This window comes from Bacillus sp. CFBP9009 (assembly GCF_036541465.1).
Lineage (GTDB): Bacteria > Bacillota > Bacilli > Bacillales > DSM-1321 > Peribacillus.
Map to the genome: position 1 here is coordinate 436,459 of NZ_JAZHFU010000002.1, position 17,830 is coordinate 454,288.

14 protein-coding genes and 1 pseudogene are annotated in these 17,830 nt (G+C 40.3%); 3 read left to right on the forward strand and 12 right to left on the reverse strand.

Annotation, left to right across the window (positions count from 1 at the left end; genetic code table 11):
- Positions 1-37: 37 nt before the first annotated feature.
- From ggt to V3595_RS07290, 4 genes are all read right to left on the reverse strand, one after another.
- Positions 38-2,113, reverse strand: coding sequence for a gamma-glutamyltransferase (ggt, locus tag V3595_RS07275; RefSeq protein WP_485906240.1), 2,076 nt, complete (start codon positions 2,111-2,113; stop codon positions 38-40).
- Between the two features lie 228 nt (positions 2,114-2,341).
- A complete protein-coding gene (locus V3595_RS07280; RefSeq protein WP_137018425.1) occupies positions 2,342-4,336 on the reverse strand; it encodes a TRAP transporter permease in 1,995 nt (664 codons plus the stop codon).
- Positions 4,329-4,835: a DUF1850 domain-containing protein gene (locus V3595_RS07285; RefSeq protein WP_402902890.1), complete on the reverse strand. Its 507-nt coding sequence runs from the start codon at positions 4,833-4,835 to the stop codon at positions 4,329-4,331. Before V3595_RS07285 ends, V3595_RS07280 begins: the two co-directional genes overlap by 8 nt.
- 85 nt (positions 4,836-4,920) lie before the next feature.
- Positions 4,921-5,895, reverse strand: coding sequence for a TAXI family TRAP transporter solute-binding subunit (locus tag V3595_RS07290; RefSeq protein ID WP_137018423.1), 975 nt, complete (start codon positions 5,893-5,895; stop codon positions 4,921-4,923).
- A gap of 438 nt (positions 5,896-6,333) precedes the next feature.
- Between V3595_RS07290 and V3595_RS07295 the strand changes: the two genes are divergently transcribed.
- A complete protein-coding gene (locus V3595_RS07295; RefSeq protein ID WP_485906243.1) occupies positions 6,334-7,245 on the forward strand; it encodes a LysR family transcriptional regulator in 912 nt (303 codons plus the stop codon).
- 197 nt (positions 7,246-7,442) lie between these two features.
- Here the strand turns inward: V3595_RS07295 and V3595_RS07300 are convergent, their stop codons facing one another.
- The 3 genes and pseudogenes from V3595_RS07300 to V3595_RS07310 all read right to left on the reverse strand — a co-directional run bounded on the left by V3595_RS07300 (position 7,443) and on the right by V3595_RS07310 (position 9,484).
- The gene (locus V3595_RS07300; RefSeq protein ID WP_485906778.1) at positions 7,443-8,033 is read right to left on the reverse strand and encodes an AAA-type ATPase lid domain-containing protein; all 591 of its coding nucleotides are present in this window, start codon (positions 8,031-8,033) and stop codon (positions 7,443-7,445) included.
- Between the two features lie 3 nt (positions 8,034-8,036).
- Positions 8,037-9,241: pseudogene (locus V3595_RS07305) on the reverse strand (sigma 54-interacting transcriptional regulator); the annotation flags it as partial.
- A gap of 48 nt (positions 9,242-9,289) precedes the next feature.
- Positions 9,290-9,484 carry a hypothetical protein gene (locus tag V3595_RS07310; protein WP_485906245.1) on the reverse strand — a complete coding sequence of 65 codons (195 nt, stop codon included), beginning with the start codon at positions 9,482-9,484 and terminating at the stop codon, positions 9,290-9,292.
- A gap of 287 nt (positions 9,485-9,771) precedes the next feature.
- On the opposite strand from V3595_RS07310, the gene V3595_RS07315 reads away from it, so the two are divergent.
- Entirely contained in the window at positions 9,772-11,193 is a 1,422-nt protein-coding gene (locus tag V3595_RS07315) for a YfcC family protein (protein ID WP_485906247.1), read from the forward strand.
- A 36-nt stretch (positions 11,194-11,229) separates the two neighbouring features.
- Entirely contained in the window at positions 11,230-12,402 is a 1,173-nt protein-coding gene (gene iadA / locus V3595_RS07320; protein WP_485906249.1) for a beta-aspartyl-peptidase, read from the forward strand.
- A 333-nt stretch (positions 12,403-12,735) separates the two neighbouring features.
- On the opposite strand, the gene V3595_RS07325 is transcribed toward iadA, so the two are convergent.
- The 5 genes from V3595_RS07325 to V3595_RS07345 all read right to left on the reverse strand — a co-directional run bounded on the left by V3595_RS07325 (position 12,736) and on the right by V3595_RS07345 (position 17,696).
- Entirely contained in the window at positions 12,736-13,728 is a 993-nt protein-coding gene (locus V3595_RS07325; RefSeq protein WP_485906251.1) for an NAD(P)/FAD-dependent oxidoreductase, read from the reverse strand.
- A gap of 216 nt (positions 13,729-13,944) precedes the next feature.
- Positions 13,945-14,193, reverse strand: a complete 249-nt coding sequence (locus tag V3595_RS07330; RefSeq protein WP_350302385.1) for a ferredoxin — start codon at positions 14,191-14,193, stop codon at positions 13,945-13,947.
- 68 nt (positions 14,194-14,261) lie between these two features.
- Positions 14,262-15,056: an alpha/beta fold hydrolase gene (locus tag V3595_RS07335; protein WP_485906252.1), complete on the reverse strand. Its 795-nt coding sequence runs from the start codon at positions 15,054-15,056 to the stop codon at positions 14,262-14,264.
- A 217-nt stretch (positions 15,057-15,273) separates the two neighbouring features.
- Complete coding sequence (locus tag V3595_RS07340) at positions 15,274-16,062, reverse strand: SDR family NAD(P)-dependent oxidoreductase (protein WP_241588830.1); 789 nt, start codon at positions 16,060-16,062, stop codon at positions 15,274-15,276.
- Between the two features lie 353 nt (positions 16,063-16,415).
- Positions 16,416-17,696, reverse strand: coding sequence for an MFS transporter (locus tag V3595_RS07345; protein WP_485906253.1), 1,281 nt, complete (start codon positions 17,694-17,696; stop codon positions 16,416-16,418).
- Positions 17,697-17,830 lie beyond the last annotated feature (134 nt).

A 17,830-nucleotide genomic window follows, 5' to 3' on the forward strand; every position in this document is an offset into this window, starting at 1 on the left:
ATTCTTGGAGCAGGCTGGGCTCCCTCAAGAAAAGAAATTAATTCGTGACACTGCCATCATCGTCTGGATCTTCAATATCAGCAGGATCTTTTTCCAAAAGTGCAACTTTGTCTTTTTCGTTCCATTTTGCTTTATATCCTAATGATTTTGCGACTTTTAGCACCGGTAAGTAGGATTTTTTATCTGGATTAAATATTTTTAAATCCACTGTTTCAATTGCATCCAAACCTAGAAGCAATTTGTCTGATTGGATATAGGGTTTTCCATCAATCAGTTTCATTTGTTTTGCTGTGTAAGGATAAACGGCTCCATTCACTTTTAAGGTAAACGGCCCCTTTTTTTCTTCTTTCATTTCTCTTGGCTGTTTCGATTTATAGGAAACCCCATCCACGCCGAGAACTGTTCCTTCTCTTGTATTGTCGGCACCCCCATACATTCTTCCCCTTTCATAATCATAAATAACAGCTTGCACATTTCCGATATGCTGCGGTTTTTCTTCATAAACATGCCCTTTTGCCATTAACTCTAACCTTGTATTTTGATCGATTCCCGGTTCCCATCTAACTGTCGGATAACCAGCAGAGTAAACACGCGGCGTAAGTATCGCATCTTGAATTGTCATTTGATGATCGATCACATTCATAATCGTTTCAGATACCGATGCTATAATCGTGGCTCCACCTGGTGACCCAATGGCCATGAAAGGGTTGCCATCTTTTAATAAGAAGGTCGGCGACATACTGCTTCTTGGTCTTTTTCCTGGTTCCACCTGGTTAACGCCACCCGGTGTGGCATCAAAATCCGTCATTTCATTATTAAGCATGAATCCATAATCAGGTACCATGATACCTGAACCGAATACTTGCTCGATCGTAGTCGTATAAGAAACCATATTTCCCCACTTATCCATTACAGAAAAGTGAGTCGTTTGTCCGATCGGTGTTTTCTCTTCTTTTACCTTCTCCATTGAAACCGGTTCTTGGTCTTCGTACTTCCATGGATCGCCTTCTTTGACATCGGCTGTTGATTTATTTGGATTGATGAGTTTTCTTCTTTCTTTTATATATTCTTCATCTAATAGTCCTTTAGTGGGTACATCATAAAAATCTTCATCTGCCATATAGGCAGCTCGATCGGCAAAAGCCAGATGCATGGCTTCGGTTAGATGATGAAGATACTCAGGAGAGTTCGCCCCCATCTTTTGCACATCGTATCCTTCCATAAGCTCAAGAATCTGTTGCACAGTCAAGCTGCCTGAACTTGGTGAAGCCGCCCCGACCACTTCAAATCCCCTATATTCCGATTTAATTGGCTCCCTCTCTTTCACCACATAGTTTTCCAAATCTTCAGTTGTCATCGTCCCATCACGTTTTTGAACTTCTTTGGTGAGGGCTTCCCCGATTTCACCTTTATAAAAAACATTTGAACCTTGTTTTTTTATTAACTTAAGAGTCTTTGCTAGATTAGGCTGAACGAGGGTGTCTCCCTCTTCCAATGGTTTTCCGTTAGGCACAAATACTTTTGCAGCTTCTTCGTTATTTTCTAATTTTTTTACATTTTCATCGATATATTGCGCTGTTATCCAATTGACCTTAACTCCTTTTTCAGCTTGTTTTATGGCCGGGTCCATAACTTGTGATAATTTCAATGTTCCATATTTCTCTAGGGCAGCTTCCATCCCCTTAAGGGTTCCAGGAACACCAACAGCTTTACCGGTTGTGTGCCGTTTACTAAAAGGTACGGGCTTTCCCTTTTCATCTAAAAATAGTTCAGGCGTAACATTTTGCGGTGCCATTTCGCGGCTATCGATCATCGTTATTTTATTTTCTTTCTTATTATAAATCATGATAAAACCACCGCCGCCGATTCCAGACATCATCGGTTCAACTACATTTAACGATAATTGAATGGCTGCTGCTGCATCGACTGCGTTTCCACCTTGTTTTAATATCTTTATGCCCGCTTCAGCCGCTAAAGGGTGGGAAACTGATACGATTCCTTTTGTTGCTCCTTTTTTCATTGAAGTATCCACTCCAGGGACACTTGCAAAAGCTGGTGTGATCATGCAAAAGAAACTGAAAGTAACTAAAATAAAACTTTTTAAAAATTTCATGAATTAGTCTCCTTTCAAATTAAAACCAATTAGGGTTCTACCATAATGCAACTGAAAATACGAGCAGATGACCCTAGTAGGAATATGCTGGTTGTTCTCGATAGAAAAGCAATCTGCACATTCCGATTGGGCGTTGTGTTCTCAATGATGTTTCACTTCAAAAAATCACCCCCCCCCCCCCGAATGGTTCAGCTCTATCATTTACTTTTAGGATCGATATTCTTAGACTCAATTTTTCTCTATGCTTTGGTTATTTTCCAAGATTTTGGAGCTGTCGTGATTGTCACTCTTCCAAAGATATTGTAAAGCCAGTAATACGATAAAAGCGGATACCCCAATGATGTCCGATATCGTTTCAGGATAGATTAATAGTAAACCAACGATTATCGCGAGGATTCTTTCTAACCAGTGCATCCCCCTCATCCAGTAACCTATAACACCCGCACCAATTGCAATCATGCCTGACATTGCTGTAAGCACGACCCAGGCAACCTCCATCCAAGTTGTATCGATCATCAGCATTTGTGGGGAAAGAACAAAAATATATGGAATGATAAATGCAGCGATAGCAAGTTTTGATGACTCAATTCCCGTTTTTATCGGTTCACCGCCTGCCACCCCTGCTGCTGCAAATGCCGCTAAAGCAACTGGAGGAGTAATATCTGCTATAATGCCAAAATAGAAAACGAATAAATGTGCAGATAAATCAGGAACACCAAGCAAAATGATCGCAGGTGCTGCAATCGTCGATGTGATGACATAATTGGCGGTCGTAGGTGAACCCATTCCTAATATAAGTGCCGCTACCATAGTTAGCATCAGTGTTGGAATCAAATATCCACCAGACAAATCTATCAAACCATTAGCCAGCTTCAGCCCTAATCCGGTTTTCGTAACGATTCCTACAATAATGCCTGCTGCTGCGGTTGCAGCTGCAACCGCAAGTGCCGTTCGGGCTCCATCCACCAATGCATAAATGATATCGATGAATTTCATACGGACATCCTTGTTTATGAAACCTACAAGAACCGAGATAGCAATGGAATACAGTGCTGCATGTGTAACCGTGATATTCAGCATGAGCAATAAAATAATGGCAAGGATCGGTATTAGTAAATAAAATTTGCCGAACACTTCCTTTTTACTTGGCATCTCTTCTTTTGTTAACCCACGCAGCCCAAGTCGTTTCGCTTCAAAATGGGTCATGATCCAAATTCCTGAAAAGTAAAGGATAGCTGGAATCGCAGCCGCCTTTGCTATATCCCAATACGTTATCCCATTCCCAATGAACTCAACCATTAAGAATGCCGCTGCCCCCATTACCGGAGGCATCAATTGACCGCCTGTCGAAGCGGCTGCCTCCACTGCCCCAGCGAATTCCTTCTTATATCCAAGATTTTTCATCATCGGTATAGTGAAGGCTCCCGAAGTGACAACATTAGCTACAGAACTTCCGCTAATCGTTCCTTGAAGAGCACTGGAAAAAATCGCAACCTTTGCAGGTCCCCCTATCCTTCTGCCGGCAATGGCGGTTGAAAGATCATTGAAGTATTGACCGACACCTGTTCGGACTAGAAAGGATCCAAACAGTAAAAATAGGAAGATGAATGTCGATGACACCGCTAACGGAGTGCCTAAAATGCCCTCTGTCGAGAAGAACATCGTTTGCACCATCCGTTCTAGAGTCAAACCGCGATGAGCGAGGAATCCTGGCATATACTGTCCAAAAATTCCATAGAAAATGAATATCAAAGCAATGACCATAATGGGAAGCCCCACTGCACGCCTGGTTGCCTCCAAAACCAGGAGAATGGCCATTAAACCAACGGCAAAATCCAATGCGCCCAAACGTCCTACATTCATGACGATATCTTCGAAAAATAAGGGCCAATATGCACCTACCCCGATACTAAGGATCGCTAATATGATATCGTACCAGGCAATTTGAAACTTTCCTTTTTCACGCTTCTTCCGGTTTGCGGGAAATAGTAAAAACACTAAGGAGAGTGCAAACCCTAAATGTATCGTCCGTTGGATTTGTGCTGTAAAAACACCAAAAATGGCAGTATATAATTGGAATAGCGAAAAAGCCAGGAGTCCAAAAAACGCAATGTGGCCCAAGACACCAGTTAATTTCCTAGTCCCGGCTTCTGGATCATATTTTTCCAATAACTCCTGCTGTTCCGCTTCGGTTAAATATTTGATTTTTTCATTATCAGCCACTAATCTTCACTCCCTTCAACTGTTCCCACAATGAAATTCTTTCCGATGAAATCCTGACCCATGTCCCTGGTTTAATGAAGTCTGCCAATGTGTATGGTTTTTCATCATAAATTAAACGATGGTTAGCTTTAACTTGTCCTACCCGTAAATCGATATGGGTGAAATTGCGTTTCATATTTTTTATGAAATAGGTACCGTCTTTTTCTTCAAATACTTCCTCCCCCTCCGCATTAGAAGGCATACCAACTGCAAAATCATGATAAGAAAGTTCAGTTTGTTCGATTTGCTTATCCGATAAACGATATGATTCCAAAACATCCGTGAGGTGGATGGAGTGTGTATACTCAATCTTGAATTCTTTTTCTTTTTTCAAAGGAAAGTATGCGATTAATTCCCCTTGGTCCTCAAAGGAAAAGGCAATTACATGCTTGTAAGGAAAAAAGAATAAAAAAGCGATGAGCAGAGGTATACCAAATGCCATGAATCTCTTGAATTTCATAGGTACCCCTTTCAAAACCAGATATCCCATTTAGAAAAAAACGAAGCCGATAGGCCACATAAAGCGAGCTACCGACCCAATTGCATTACTTGGAAACACCTTTTTCTTTAAAGTATTTTGCTGCTCCAGGATGCACTTCCATTTCCCCTAATCCTTCTAGGGCAGTTTCTGCTGTAAGGAACTTGCCTTTTGCATGTGTGATTTGATCTGTGTTGTCATATACAGCTTTAGTCATTTCATAAACTAAATCTTCATCAAGATCCTTTGTAACCACTAACATCGCTTTAACTGCAACTGTTTTTACCTCGGATTTGATTTTGTACGTACCACTTGGAATTGTATCTTCAGCATAGTATGGATATTTTTTAACCAACGCTTGAATTTTGTCCTCTGCAATAGGCAGGATCATGATATCATTTTGTACGGACAGCGCCTCAACTGCACCTGTTGGTGTTCCGGCAGTAATGAAAGCTGCGTCAATATTTCCTGCTTGAATTCCTTCGGCCGACTCATCGAAGGACAGATTTTGTCCTTTAATATCTTTCTCAGACAAACCATGAATCTCCAGGATTTGCATGGCATTGATATATGCACCGGAACCCGGAGCACCTACTGATACCTTTTTACCCTTTAAATCCTCAATTGATTTAATCCCGCTTTTTGCAGTCGTTACAATTTGAACAGTTTCAGGATATAGAGAGCTGATCGCCATTATATTGTCAATGGGTTTCCCGTCGAACATTTCTGTTCCTTCAAGTGCATATGCGGCGATATCCGTTTGCGAAAAAGCAATTTCAGCCTCTCCAGCCCTTAACGTTTCCATGTTTTCGGCGGAGGCGCCAGATGTCTGAGGTGTTATGTTCGCTTTTGTTTTATCGGAAATGATTTTTCCAATTTGTCCTCCGAGCGGATAGTATGTACCTCCCGTACCACCAGTCAACAAACTCAAATTTTGGTTTCCGCTGCCCGAGACACCTGTTTTGCTGTCTCCGCAGGCAGTGATAATACCGGATACCGTCAAAATCATGACCAATAAAAAGCACTTATGAAATTTTTTCATAAAACTCCCCCTCATGTGTTTTCATCATCTGCAAAAGATGATAATGTTATTATTCTACCGACCACCTTACTTTCCCTTTTTTTACAAAATTAGACACATCATCCATAAGCACTAGTATTACATTAAATAGTTTTATAGAAATCCAATCACCAAGCTTAAATGTGTAAAAACACCTATTAAAAACAAGGAAAATCCGCTACCCAATAGTAATATATTACCTTTTATTACCTATTCTTCCTTTCTTTAAGGATAATATTGACTCTTCCATTTTAGAAATATATTATTGTTATAAACTTATAAGTAGATGTTATAAAAGGATCTTCCTAACCTTTAATCGTTATATCCAGCTTTGTTTGAGAGGGAATCAACTGTCCAACCCTTTCTTTTACCAGCCATTTTAGCTCTGTATTTTCAAATCCAACTGAAGTGGGTGATTGTTTGAATTTCCTATCCCTCCGCTATTTCATAGAGGTTTCTAACCATCTTAGTTTCAGTGAGGCTTCCAAAACCCTGCATATATCCCAGCCCGGACTTAGCCAACAGATTTTATCCCTCGAAAAACAATTAGGCTTTAAACTATTGAATCGAACCACAAGAAAAATTACATTGACGGAAGAAGGAGAGTACATCTATAAAAAACTTGCTCCTTCCTTTGAAGATATTGAGAAAACAGTAAATTACATAGTTGAAAATAAAGCTATCCCCAAGCCTAAATTGAAGATTGCTACCGTACCCTCTGCAGCTAGTATATATATCCCGAAGTTATTGAAAAAGATCGTGGGGGAATACCCGGAAACAGAGTTTTACGTGCATGAAACAACATCTTCAAGAGCAGTAAAACTCGTAAACCAACAAAATTATCACATCGGTTTCATCCGAACGCCCATTCACAGTAACATCATCGCCAATGAAGGATTAAGCATGATTGAATTCATGAGGTTCCCTTTACAATTAGTCGTCTCCATGGATCATCCACTAGCCCAAAAAGAGGCTATACATTTATACGAAGCAAAAGACGAACCTTTTATCCATTATGATGCCGTTCAAGCACACTCCCTTCAATTCCTTTTGGAAAAGGCTTGCCTGACGGCTGGATTTTCACCTAAAGAATTATGTAAAGGCTCTGAATTACTGACGATTGCCAATCTAATATCCAATAACTTAGGCGTAGCCCTCATGCCGGAAGATATGGTGAGTTTGTTGGGAAAAAGCCAAGTAAAAGCCTTGAACATCGATAACTCGGAATTAACCAGTTCGATATCGGCAGTTTGGAAAAACACGGATGCCTCAATTCTGACTAAGCATATTTTGAAAACATTAGAGAATGATGATGATTTTAACAATATATAAGATTCTTAGTTGGGAAATTGCTGCGAAACGAGGCAATTATAGTAAAATGATTGATACTTATCGGTGTTAAAAAGCCCCATTCCTCTTTTATGACACTGAGAAACGGGGCTATTAATATTTTATAATTTCCTTTTAAATTTCTTATTGGCGATATAACTAAATTAGCAAACTCCCCTTATTGGTAGTGACTAATTATATCAATGCATAGCATGCTTTGACTTAAGAAAATATAAATACTCTATTCCTTCAGCGGTAATCTTAGTGCCGGCCCTTCCTCTGCCTTTGACGACAAATCCTTCGATTTCTAAAATATCCAAACGGCGACGAATCTGCTGAGGGGACAAGACAAAGTCCGATACTTTACTTTGATTAGAAATCAGTTCTCTGCTTGCCGCTTTTCCTTTATCGTTGTATTGCTTAATTATTTCCAAGATGAAAGCGCGCTCCTGATTTTCCAACACACTTTCACAGACGGGATAATCTGCCGTCACACTGTCTTCCTTATTCCCATGCATGAACGGAAGGTCACTTTTCGTCACGACATTCCCCTCACAAACCGTCAACATGTAATCGATTGTACTTTTAAGTTCCCGTATGTTGCCGGGCCATTCATATTGCATAAAATATTCCAGTACGTCTTCCTCTACTTTTACCCACTTCCCACTTTTTGTGATGAGGTGCTTTATCAAAAGTGGAATATCCGCTCTTCTCTCTTTGAGTGACGGTATGTAAAGATTGAGCACATTCAGACGGTAAAACAAGTCTGTTCTGAATGAACCGTCCCGCATCTTATCATGAAGATTTTTATTCGTCGCGGTAATCACCCTGACATTAACGGGAATGATGCTCTTGCCGCCAATTCTGCGGATTTCCCCCTCCTGAAGACTCGAAGCAGATGGGATTGAACTGTGAGACTTATGTCACCAATTTCATCCAAAAAGATAGTCCCTTTATCCGCCATTTCAAACAGTCCTTTCTTTCCTCCTCTTTGCGCTCCTGTAAATGCCCCTTCTTCGTAGCCGAACAATTCACTTTCAAGTAAAGTTTCTGTTAAAGCGCTACAGTTAACCGCTAGAAATGGCCCGTTCTTTCGCACTGAATGCTCATGAATCGCATGAGCAAACAGCTCTTTTCCTGTACCTGTCTCTCCCTGAATCAAAATTGGATGCTCCGACAAGGCAAGCTTCTTGGCAATCTGCTTACGCTCTTTCATTACTTCATTCTCGCCGATAATATCGTCAAAGCAGTATTTTGAATAAAATCCTTGATTGCGCATTTCTCTTTGTGCAGTCTTTTCTATTTCAAAGGCTTGATGTACGCTTTTGAAGGTTACGACGATTGTATTTTCTTTCATCATTTGCAACCGAAAAATTACGACATCCACTCCGTCTATGTTGAAGAACTTGCTTTCGTCATTACTTCCCATGATGAAATCGATAATATCCCGGCGATTCATTACATGCTCTAGATACTGATTAACCACATCTTTTGCATCAACATGGAATAATGCCGCAAGCTGGTTATTGAATACCGTTATCAGCCCTTCCTCGTTAACGACCAATATGCCGTCATCGACAGTCCCCAACACATTTTGGATATGATCGCTCATTTGCTTGGCATCCCACTCCGCATGTAACAGCTTACGTTGTAATTCAATGATATTACTAATATACCTTTCAGAAATCTTTGAGGATATATCCTTGTGTAAACCACAGCATTCCACAACTTCCAGAATTGTTGTTATATCAAAAAGACGCACGCCTATATCGATTACTTCTTTTATGTAAGAGGGGCACAGATGAGTTTCTCCTGGTGATACGGCTATTTGGACATTCTCATAAAATAAAATCCCCTTCCTGAAAGGGATAAATTGAACATGATCTACACCAAGCTGATATAAGGATTCAATAAGGTTTATAGTTGCATCGTCATCATCATTCACCAAAAGCACTGCCGAACCCTCTGGTATTCTTAATAGCTTGTCAAATGTATTCATGATTAACAGTTCTCTTTCCCACGATTATTTTCTGGGCATTTACGCCATTCATTCCCATTTTCTTATCATAAGCTGCATCTGATGAATACAAGATAATACCATCTCCCAGAGAACGAGGTATTCCCTCATCGGTAGCAAGCTGCTGACATGAACGTAGTCTCCAAGCAGTTGTTCCAGTTGCTCCTGCAAGGCTTCCTTTGTTTTTGAGCTTCCCGCTATAAGTGTAAGTGAGGATTTTGACATAAAAACACCTACCTGTCTTTAATTGGTACTATTATATCACCAAAAAGAACCAATAATGACCTTTAACTTCAATCCAACCAATAAGTTCTCATAAAAATCAATTACCCCATATTGGCACAGAATTTGCTTATATATTGAGTTGACGTGATTGAGTTGACGTGCCTATGGATTTGAAAAGGAGGGAAACAGCAGAATACTAGAAAAACAGATGATAGTCGATAGGCTGGCAATATTTTGTTAGCGTATTAGTTCCATGTACTTATTTTATATACAAAGGAGAGACACTTATGAGCCAAGTAGAAGAGAAGGCTGTTTCGCTTGAAACAGCGGGAGAAAAAGAGAGAAAAATCAATGTTTTTGTATTGCTGCTCTGCATTCTCGCAATTGCAACTCTATTTACTTACATTTTGCCTGCCGGGGAATATACACGGATTGAAGCAGATGGACGGACAACTGTTGACGCCAATTCTTTCAAATGGATAGAATCTGCACCGGTGGAATTGTTCGATATGATAAAAGCTATTCACACAGGAATGGTTGAAGCCGGCAATATTATCTTTTTCTTATTGATTATTGGAGGGTTTTTCGGTGTTTTAAGAGCTACAGGGACGGTTGATGTGCTCATCGCCACAATGGCTCGGAAGTTGGCGACACGTGAAAAGCTATTAATTCCTGTCGTGATGCTGTTTTTTGCTGTAGGCGGCTCCTTAATGGGAATGGCAGAAGAAACACTAGCTTACCTTCCTCTTATCATTCCGCTGGCGTTGGCCCTGGGATTCGATACAATTACAGGTACTGCCATCGTCATTGTAGGGGCATTGTCAGGGTTCACGACTGCTATCATGAATCCCTTCACTGTAGGACTTGCACAAGGAATTGCTGAATTGCCGATGTTCTCAGGAATAGGGTTGCGCCTTATTTTATTTATTATCGTCTACCTTGTTTCCGTTCTTTATATCTATCGTTACGCTATGAAGGTCAAGAAAAATCCTTCTATAGGAATCTACGGAAAATATAAAAAAGAAGAAGCAAAAAAACTGCTCCAATCAAGTTCGAAATTAACTGCAAGACATAAATTCATCTTAATCTCTTTTTTAATTAACTATATCGTCTTGGCATTTGGTGTCATCAAGTTCCAATGGTACATCACAGAAATTACAGCCTTATTCATTGTTTTGACAATCGTGATTGGAATATTCGGTAAATTATCTGCAGATCAAATTGTCAACTCCTTTACCAATGGTTCTGCAGCCTTGCTAGGCGGTGCTTTGATTATTGGCGTATCACGCGCCATTCTTGTTGTATTGAATGATGGGCATATCGTCGACCCTATGCTGCATCAAGTATCTGAAGCTATCCAGCATATTCCGGCCTATTTAAGTGTTGCCGGCATGTACAGCTTCCAAACTCTTATTCATTTTATTCTAGCATCCGGCACCGGTCATGCAATGTTGACCATGCCAATTATGATTCCGCTCGCAGACTTATTGGATATTACACGCCAAACTGCAGTGTTGACTTTCTCTTTTGCGGACGGAATCGGAAATATGATTTTCCCAACCGCTACCACCTTGATGGCGGGCTTGGCAATCGCAGGCATACCTTGGACAAAATGGGCGAAGTGGATTCTGCCGCTGGTACTTATTCAATATCTCATTGGATTAATAGCTGTCATAACGGCTCACTTCATTGGATATGGTCCATTTTGATAAAAATCACGAATTCATTACAGGAGGAGAAACGCATTGCTTACTTTAATCAAAAATGGCGAGATATACTCACCCAATTACTTAGGACGGAAAGACGTTTTGATTACAGATGAAAAAATTGCATTCATAGATGACAGAATCGAGATTCCTGACAACTTTGCTCCTATTCATATCATTGATGCGACCAATCTTTTAGTTGTTCCAGGTTTCATAGATTCACATGTTCATATTATTGGCGGAGGCGGTGAGGGCGGATTCAAAACCCGCACCCCTGAGCTGATGCTTACGGATATTACGACTTCAGGTATTACAACGCTTGTCGGATTGCTTGGTACGGACGGAACTACGCGTAGAATGGAAAGCCTGCTTGCAAAGGCCCGGGCACTTGAAGAAGAGGGTATTTCCTGTTTCATTCATACAGGCTCCTACCAAGTGCCAGTAAAAACATTGACAGGAAAAATTGAAGATGACCTTATTTTTATTGACAAAATCATCGGTGTCGGGGAAATTGCCATCTCCGACCATAGATCATCAGAACCCACTTTTGAGGAATTGACCAAAATCGTCGCAGCCGCACGTAACGGGGGTATTCTGTCAGGAAAAGCAGGTATATTAGAAGTTCATGTAGGAGACGGAGATGGCGAGCTCTCGTTGTTACATGCAATCGCTGATAAAACCAATATTCCGATTCGGCAGCTCCATCCGACACATATCAACCGAAATGAAGAATTATTCAAGGCGGGAATCGATTACGCAAAACGGGGCGGGTACGTAGACTTTACAACAAGCACAATTCCTCAGTTTCTGGATGATGGCGAAGTAAAGTGCAGCATTGCCTTGCGCATAATGCTTGAAGAAGGGATTCCAGTAGAACAAATCACCTTCTCTTCAGACGGTCAGGCAAGTCTTCCGTTTTTCAACAACCATGGGGAGTATGCAGGCCTTCAAGTAGGAAAAGTATCTTCGCTATATCACGAAGTGCGTGATTCTGTTTTAGAAGAAGGAATCCCACTTGAAACGGCACTGAAGGTCATCACCACGAATCCCGCACAAGTGCTGAAACTATCAACCAAGGGCAGGATCCAAACAGGCAATGATGCAGATATTGTGCTATTGCAAAAGGAAACTTTGGCAATTGTCACTGTAATGGCAAAAGGACAAGTTATGGTAGATAAGGGTATTCCGTTGATAAAAGGGACATTTGAATGAGTTTAGACAGGATACCAGTTATCGAAAAATTTTCACGTCTCGCATTAATATTGTGAAGAATCGCTAAAGGGGAGTTACTTAAAAAAAGTCGAATTCCTAATTTTGAAGGAATTCGACTTTTATTTTTCACAGTCATCATAGCCTGTCTCTTTTGTTGAACTATCAACCTGTTAGTTCATTAGGCAACAAAACCTGGAAATCCTCGATATATATCTACTTTAAGTATCATCTCCATTAATCAAGACAATCGAGAACCCTATCAATCACTTTTTATTTTTGAGCCTCGCCTATGTACATACTAATTCATTTCTTCAGAAGATAGCTAGATAGAGGTCAGCCAAATAAGGAAGTACTATGCATCGGCTGAACTTTCGCCATCGGATCAATATAGGCTTTGGCATTATTGACTGCCGTAGGACCTTCACCAAATCCGGATGCTATTAACTTAACCTTTCCATCATACGTACAAATATCCCCGGCTGCATAAATGCCTGGAATATTCGTTTCTTGTTTGGAATTAACGACAATTGCATTTTTGTTGATGTTTAGTCCCCATTCTTTAATCGCACCAAGAGAAGAGACAAAGCCGTAATTAATAATTAAATCATCTATATCAATCACTTCTTTTTGTTGCGTCTTAGTGTGTTCTAGAACAATTTGCGTAATTCTTTCTGCTCCTACCAATTCGGAGGGAATATAAGGTGTTTTGACCTCAACAGAGGAATTCACTAATTTTTCCACACTATGTTCATGGGCACGGAATTTATCTCTTCTGTGTATCAATGTTACCTTTTCAGCAATCTGCTCTAACATAAGGGCCCAATCAACAGCAGAATCTCCACCGCCAAGAATCGCCACTTTTCTTCCTTTAAAGCGGTTCATATCATTCACGAAATAATGCAAATTCTTATTTTCGAACTGTGTTGAATCTTCCAATTCCAGTTTACGGGGCTGAAAAGCTCCATTTCCAGCAGTAATGATCACTGATTTGGAGAAATGAGTATCGAGGTTTGTAGTGATTTTAAATGTTCCGTCTGCTTGCTTTTCCATCTGTTCAACTGCTTCTTCAAGACAAATTGTTGGTTCAAATACTTTCATTTGTTCTTTTAAATTATCTATCAATTCCTGGGCCCTTACTTTTGGAAATCCAGCTATATCATAAATGAATTTTTCGGGATAAAGAGCTGATAGCTGTCCTCCCAATTGAGGCAGACTTTCAAGGATTTTCACCTTTGCTTGCCTCATTCCTCCATAAAACGCCGTAAACAAACCAACTGGGCCGCCGCCAATAATTGTTATGTCATAGACCGTTTTTTCTTCTGTCAATGTAATCACTCCTTTTCTTCCAGGATGGTTGCTCATACTGAATATAATTTATTGGTTGTAAGGGATGTACTAGCCTACAAGTAATTCTTCCTTTTTCCAATTCCAGAAATGATGGATAAGAGCAATTGAATATCCACCCTTTCAAAGACAATCTGGATATGTCACCAGTTTAAAAATCTATAAAGCTATTATTTGTCACAAACGCACCTAGAATTATTATTCAAATTTATTAGGGTTACCATCAAAGGATAATTGAGCCACTTTTATAGAATCGGTTGGACATCCTTCTGAAGCATCTATCATATCGTCCTCAAGTTCATCAGGTATAATCGCTGCCCCAACATTATTATCCAATATAACGAACGCAATACCTTCTTCATCGTAATCATAAATATCCGGAGCTGAAGCACCACAAGCTCCGCAAGCAATACAAGTTTCTTTATCCACGATTGTATAATTAGCCATTTTTTCTATCCATTCCTCTCTCTGTCTAGGCCCTGGTTTTTTACTAAGGTATTTGTAGAAGCCTTTTTCTACTCAATATCGTTCAAAAATTCCAAAATGCTCGAATTAAACTTTTCAGGATTTTCCTGATAACACAAATGCCCGCCTTTTGGAATTATCACGAGCCGGGAATTCATTAACTCTTCATGAATTGCTTCCGACTCCTTTATAGGAGTTACAGTATCCAACTCACCACAAATTACAAGAACAGGGACATCTATATGAGATAACAAACTCATTTGATTTAGATGATAAAGTGAATTTGCTACCGAACGATATCCTGCCGGTCTTATCTGTGTCATAATCTCTTTTACTCGCTTATAGACTTTTTCTGAAGCATGGGGAGATAGCAATGCTTGTATCCTCTTTTCCGCGATCTCCTCAGTAGAAAGGTTATCAATTGAAAATAATCGATTTTTCAATTTCGTCTCATTCTCCTCTGGCGTTAGAGCAGCAGCCCCTCTTGTCGAATCGGCCAATATAAGTTTATTAATCTTATCAGGGTACAGGCTACAGAACTCTATCGCGATTGCCGCTCCCATTGAATGGCCAAGCAGATGGATTTTTTCCAACTTTAGCTGATCTAGCATGCCGTTCAGAATACGTGCAAACTCTTTAAAATACTTAAATTCTTCTGCTGGATCTGAACTTTTCCCATAACCCGGTGCATCCCATGCAATTACTGTATAATGCTCCTTTAATTCCTGAATTTGCTCCTTCCATGACTGTGAATTATTACTCATGCCGTGTAATAATACTAAAGGTTCTCCATGACCTTCTATTTCATAATGAATGCTTATATCTTCTACTTTTACGTATGGCATAATATCAATCCCCTTTTAAGGTGAATCTCTGACTCTTAAAACACCTGTACTTGAAATATCTTTCTAAAAAAAGCGAATGATTTACTTTTTTTATATTTCGCTTGGAAACAGTTTTAGTTCCTATTAAGAAAGTGCTTCCTATCCTGAAGTTAAGCAGGAAATTCCACTTCCGTTCCCTTCTAATTTAGCTAAAAAAGTATTAATAAACTGTGCCAGCTTAGCCAAGTCCTCGCACTGACAATCCACCATCGCTGGAAATGACCTCACCGGTGATTGCGCGTGATTCGTCGGAAGCTAACAGTACATACGCCGCAACGTGATCTTCCGGCATCTGGGCAAGTTGAAGGATATTCCGTTTTTTAATGCTGCTTGCTTTCGTATCATTATCGACGATTTTCACAAATGGACGCAGTGGCGGGATCACAGTAAGTGCTGTCAATGTCCCCCCTGGGGCTACCGCATTTACCCGGATGGAAGGAGATAGTTCGAACGCAAGCTGGCGCATCAATCCAATTTGGGCGTGTTTGCTCGCTGTATACCAAACACCGCCGCCATCTGGATAAAAACTTGCACCGGAGACGGTAAAAATAATATTGCCATTTGTTTTTTTCAGTTCTTCAAGAGCAGCTTTCGCCCCGAAAAAAGAGCCTTTTACGTTAATATTGAGAAGGAAATCATACGCTTCGGAAAGCGCCTCAGGAGTCACATCGGCAAATTTGGCAAATCCATCGAACACGCCGGCATTCGCCACGAAAACATCCAACTTTCCGAATTGCTCAACAGTAGCTTGGACCGCTTGCTCATTGTCTTCGTATTTGCTTACATCTCCCTGATAGGTAAGGATATTTTCACCAAATTCTTCCTTCATTTTCGCTAACGTGTCTTTAGAGCGGCCGATAATGCTCACTTTTGCTCCTTCTTGTATAAAACGGCGAGTGACAGCCTCTCCAATTCCAGAAGCTCCCCCTGTAATCCATACTACTTTATCTTTTAAGGCCATGCCCATTGTCTCCACCCCTTCTATTATCTTTCAAACGTGATGAACGGTTATACAAAGATCGGTTCCTTCAAGTTTACGGTCTTGCATGCGAGCACATATTTTTTCATAACGACCACATTGTGTTTTATACACAAAACAATGTTTTTTATATAAATAATTCTAAAATGTAATCGCTTTATTGTCAATGTAAAAAAAAACTGTAACAATCGTTCGGGTATACACTATCTATATCAATCTGCGGTTATCCTTACTACTGCGGCACTCGTCAATAAGTATGATTTTTTTGTGGTTTCTCAGTAAGATTCTAGCGCCCATCTTACCGAGAAACCCTTTTAAAAAACATATTAACTTTTTAGCGCTTATAGTGTTACTTTGTTTCCTGTCGCATTACTTAGGTGATATTCGGCAACTTCTTGTTTAATCATAAATAAGTACGCCACAAACCCAAGAATGGCTGCTACAATCAGCATGGCAATGGAAGGACCAAAATCACCGCCAGACAAATCGCGGCTCCACCCCATAATGTAGCTTGAAAATCCACCCATAATATTAGTGAATCCCATTAAACCGGCTGCGCGGCCAGCTGTTTCAGGTGTTGAAAATTTGATGATGAAGAAATTGGTCAGGTGAAACATTCCTCCTTGAGTTCCCATGGCGAGCCCCATGGAAACGCCAGCGAAAATAGGATTTGGTGCAATGACAGCGATCGTCAAAAATACAGCTGTTAGTATGAAAAGAATCGTCGCAAGTAAACTCGGACGCTTCGTTTTGTCCGCCAGAAATCCGCCAGCCAGGACAAATCCAAGCGCGAATAGCCACGATAATGAAGTAATACCAGTCATTGCTTCCCTTTCAAACCCTTTGGCCTCAACGAGATATGTAGGCAGCCAAATACTGATTCCAAAGAAAAGAAAGGACGACATTAAATTGCCAAACCAGACAATCCAATAACGATAATCCTTTGCAAAGAATTGCTTCGACTTCACATCATCCGCTTCGTCTTTTTGGCGAATATAGGAGACTTCTTCTTTACTCATGCGTGGATGCTCTTCTGGCGTATTACGAGCCAAAAACAGGAACATTGGAATATTTATAAACAAGTTAAAAGCGGCGAGAGCAAAGAACGCGGCCTGCCAATGAAACGTTGAAATAATTAGTATGAGCATAACGGTACCCACTGCCGGGCCAAGGTAGTTTCCAGTGATCCAGAATGACTGTGCCCTGCCCAGCTCTCGTTTATTAAACCAATTCGAAATGAATTTTCCCGATATCGGGATCATCATACCCTCCCCAATTCCGAGGATTACCCTACTGATTAAAAACATTTCGTATGAAGTGGACAGCCCGCCCATTACCATTGTCGCTGTCCATACCAGTAAACCTAAAACTGCTGTTTTCCGTGCCCCTAACTTGTCGATGATAACTCCCCAAAAAATGTTGGAACAGGAGTATGAAATCATGAATATAAAGGAGATCAAGCCAATTTTCGCATTTTTATCCGGGCCAGTTAAACCAAGATCACTTAAAAATCCCGGATCGGTTTGGATAACAGAGATACCCACTTTATCAATCTGACCGAAAAACCAGAAGAAAAAAATAGGAATCGCAATGTACAACCATCTTTTTTGACCTTGTAACATGTTATTTCCCCCTTATAGCAGCTCTTTTGAATGCGCTTTCATGATTTCGATAAAGAAAATGCCTGTCAAACTATCAACTTCACCAATTCCCCCTTTCAAAAGATAGCAACAACTCTTGTTTTATATAAAAAACA

What these genes read in the sequence shown, in the direction of transcription:
- V3595_RS07340 (WP_241588830.1), bottom strand. Translation starts at nt 16,062, where the DNA reads ATGGGCATGGCCTTAAAAGATAAAGTAGTATGGATTACAGGGGGAGCT.
- V3595_RS07285 (WP_402902890.1), bottom strand. Translation starts at nt 4,835, where the DNA reads ATGAAATTCAAGAGATTCATGGCATTTGGTATACCTCTGCTCATCGCT.
- V3595_RS07335 (WP_485906252.1), bottom strand. Translation starts at nt 15,056, where the DNA reads ATGCCATACGTAAAAGTAGAAGATATAAGCATTCATTATGAAATAGAA.
- V3595_RS07290 (WP_137018423.1), bottom strand. Translation starts at nt 5,895, where the DNA reads ATGAAAAAATTTCATAAGTGCTTTTTATTGGTCATGATTTTGACGGTA.
- ggt (WP_485906240.1), bottom strand. Translation starts at nt 2,113, where the DNA reads ATGAAATTTTTAAAAAGTTTTATTTTAGTTACTTTCAGTTTCTTTTGC.
- V3595_RS07310 (WP_485906245.1), bottom strand. Translation starts at nt 9,484, where the DNA reads ATGTCAAAATCCTCACTTACACTTATAGCGGGAAGCTCAAAAACAAAG.
- V3595_RS07315 (WP_485906247.1), top strand. Translation starts at nt 9,772, where the DNA reads ATGAGCCAAGTAGAAGAGAAGGCTGTTTCGCTTGAAACAGCGGGAGAA.
- V3595_RS07345 (WP_485906253.1), bottom strand. Translation starts at nt 17,696, where the DNA reads ATGTTACAAGGTCAAAAAAGATGGTTGTACATTGCGATTCCTATTTTT.
- V3595_RS07330 (WP_350302385.1), bottom strand. Translation starts at nt 14,193, where the DNA reads ATGGCTAATTATACAATCGTGGATAAAGAAACTTGTATTGCTTGCGGA.
- V3595_RS07300 (WP_485906778.1), bottom strand. Translation starts at nt 8,033, where the DNA reads ATGCGGGACGGTTCATTCAGAACAGACTTGTTTTACCGTCTGAATGTG.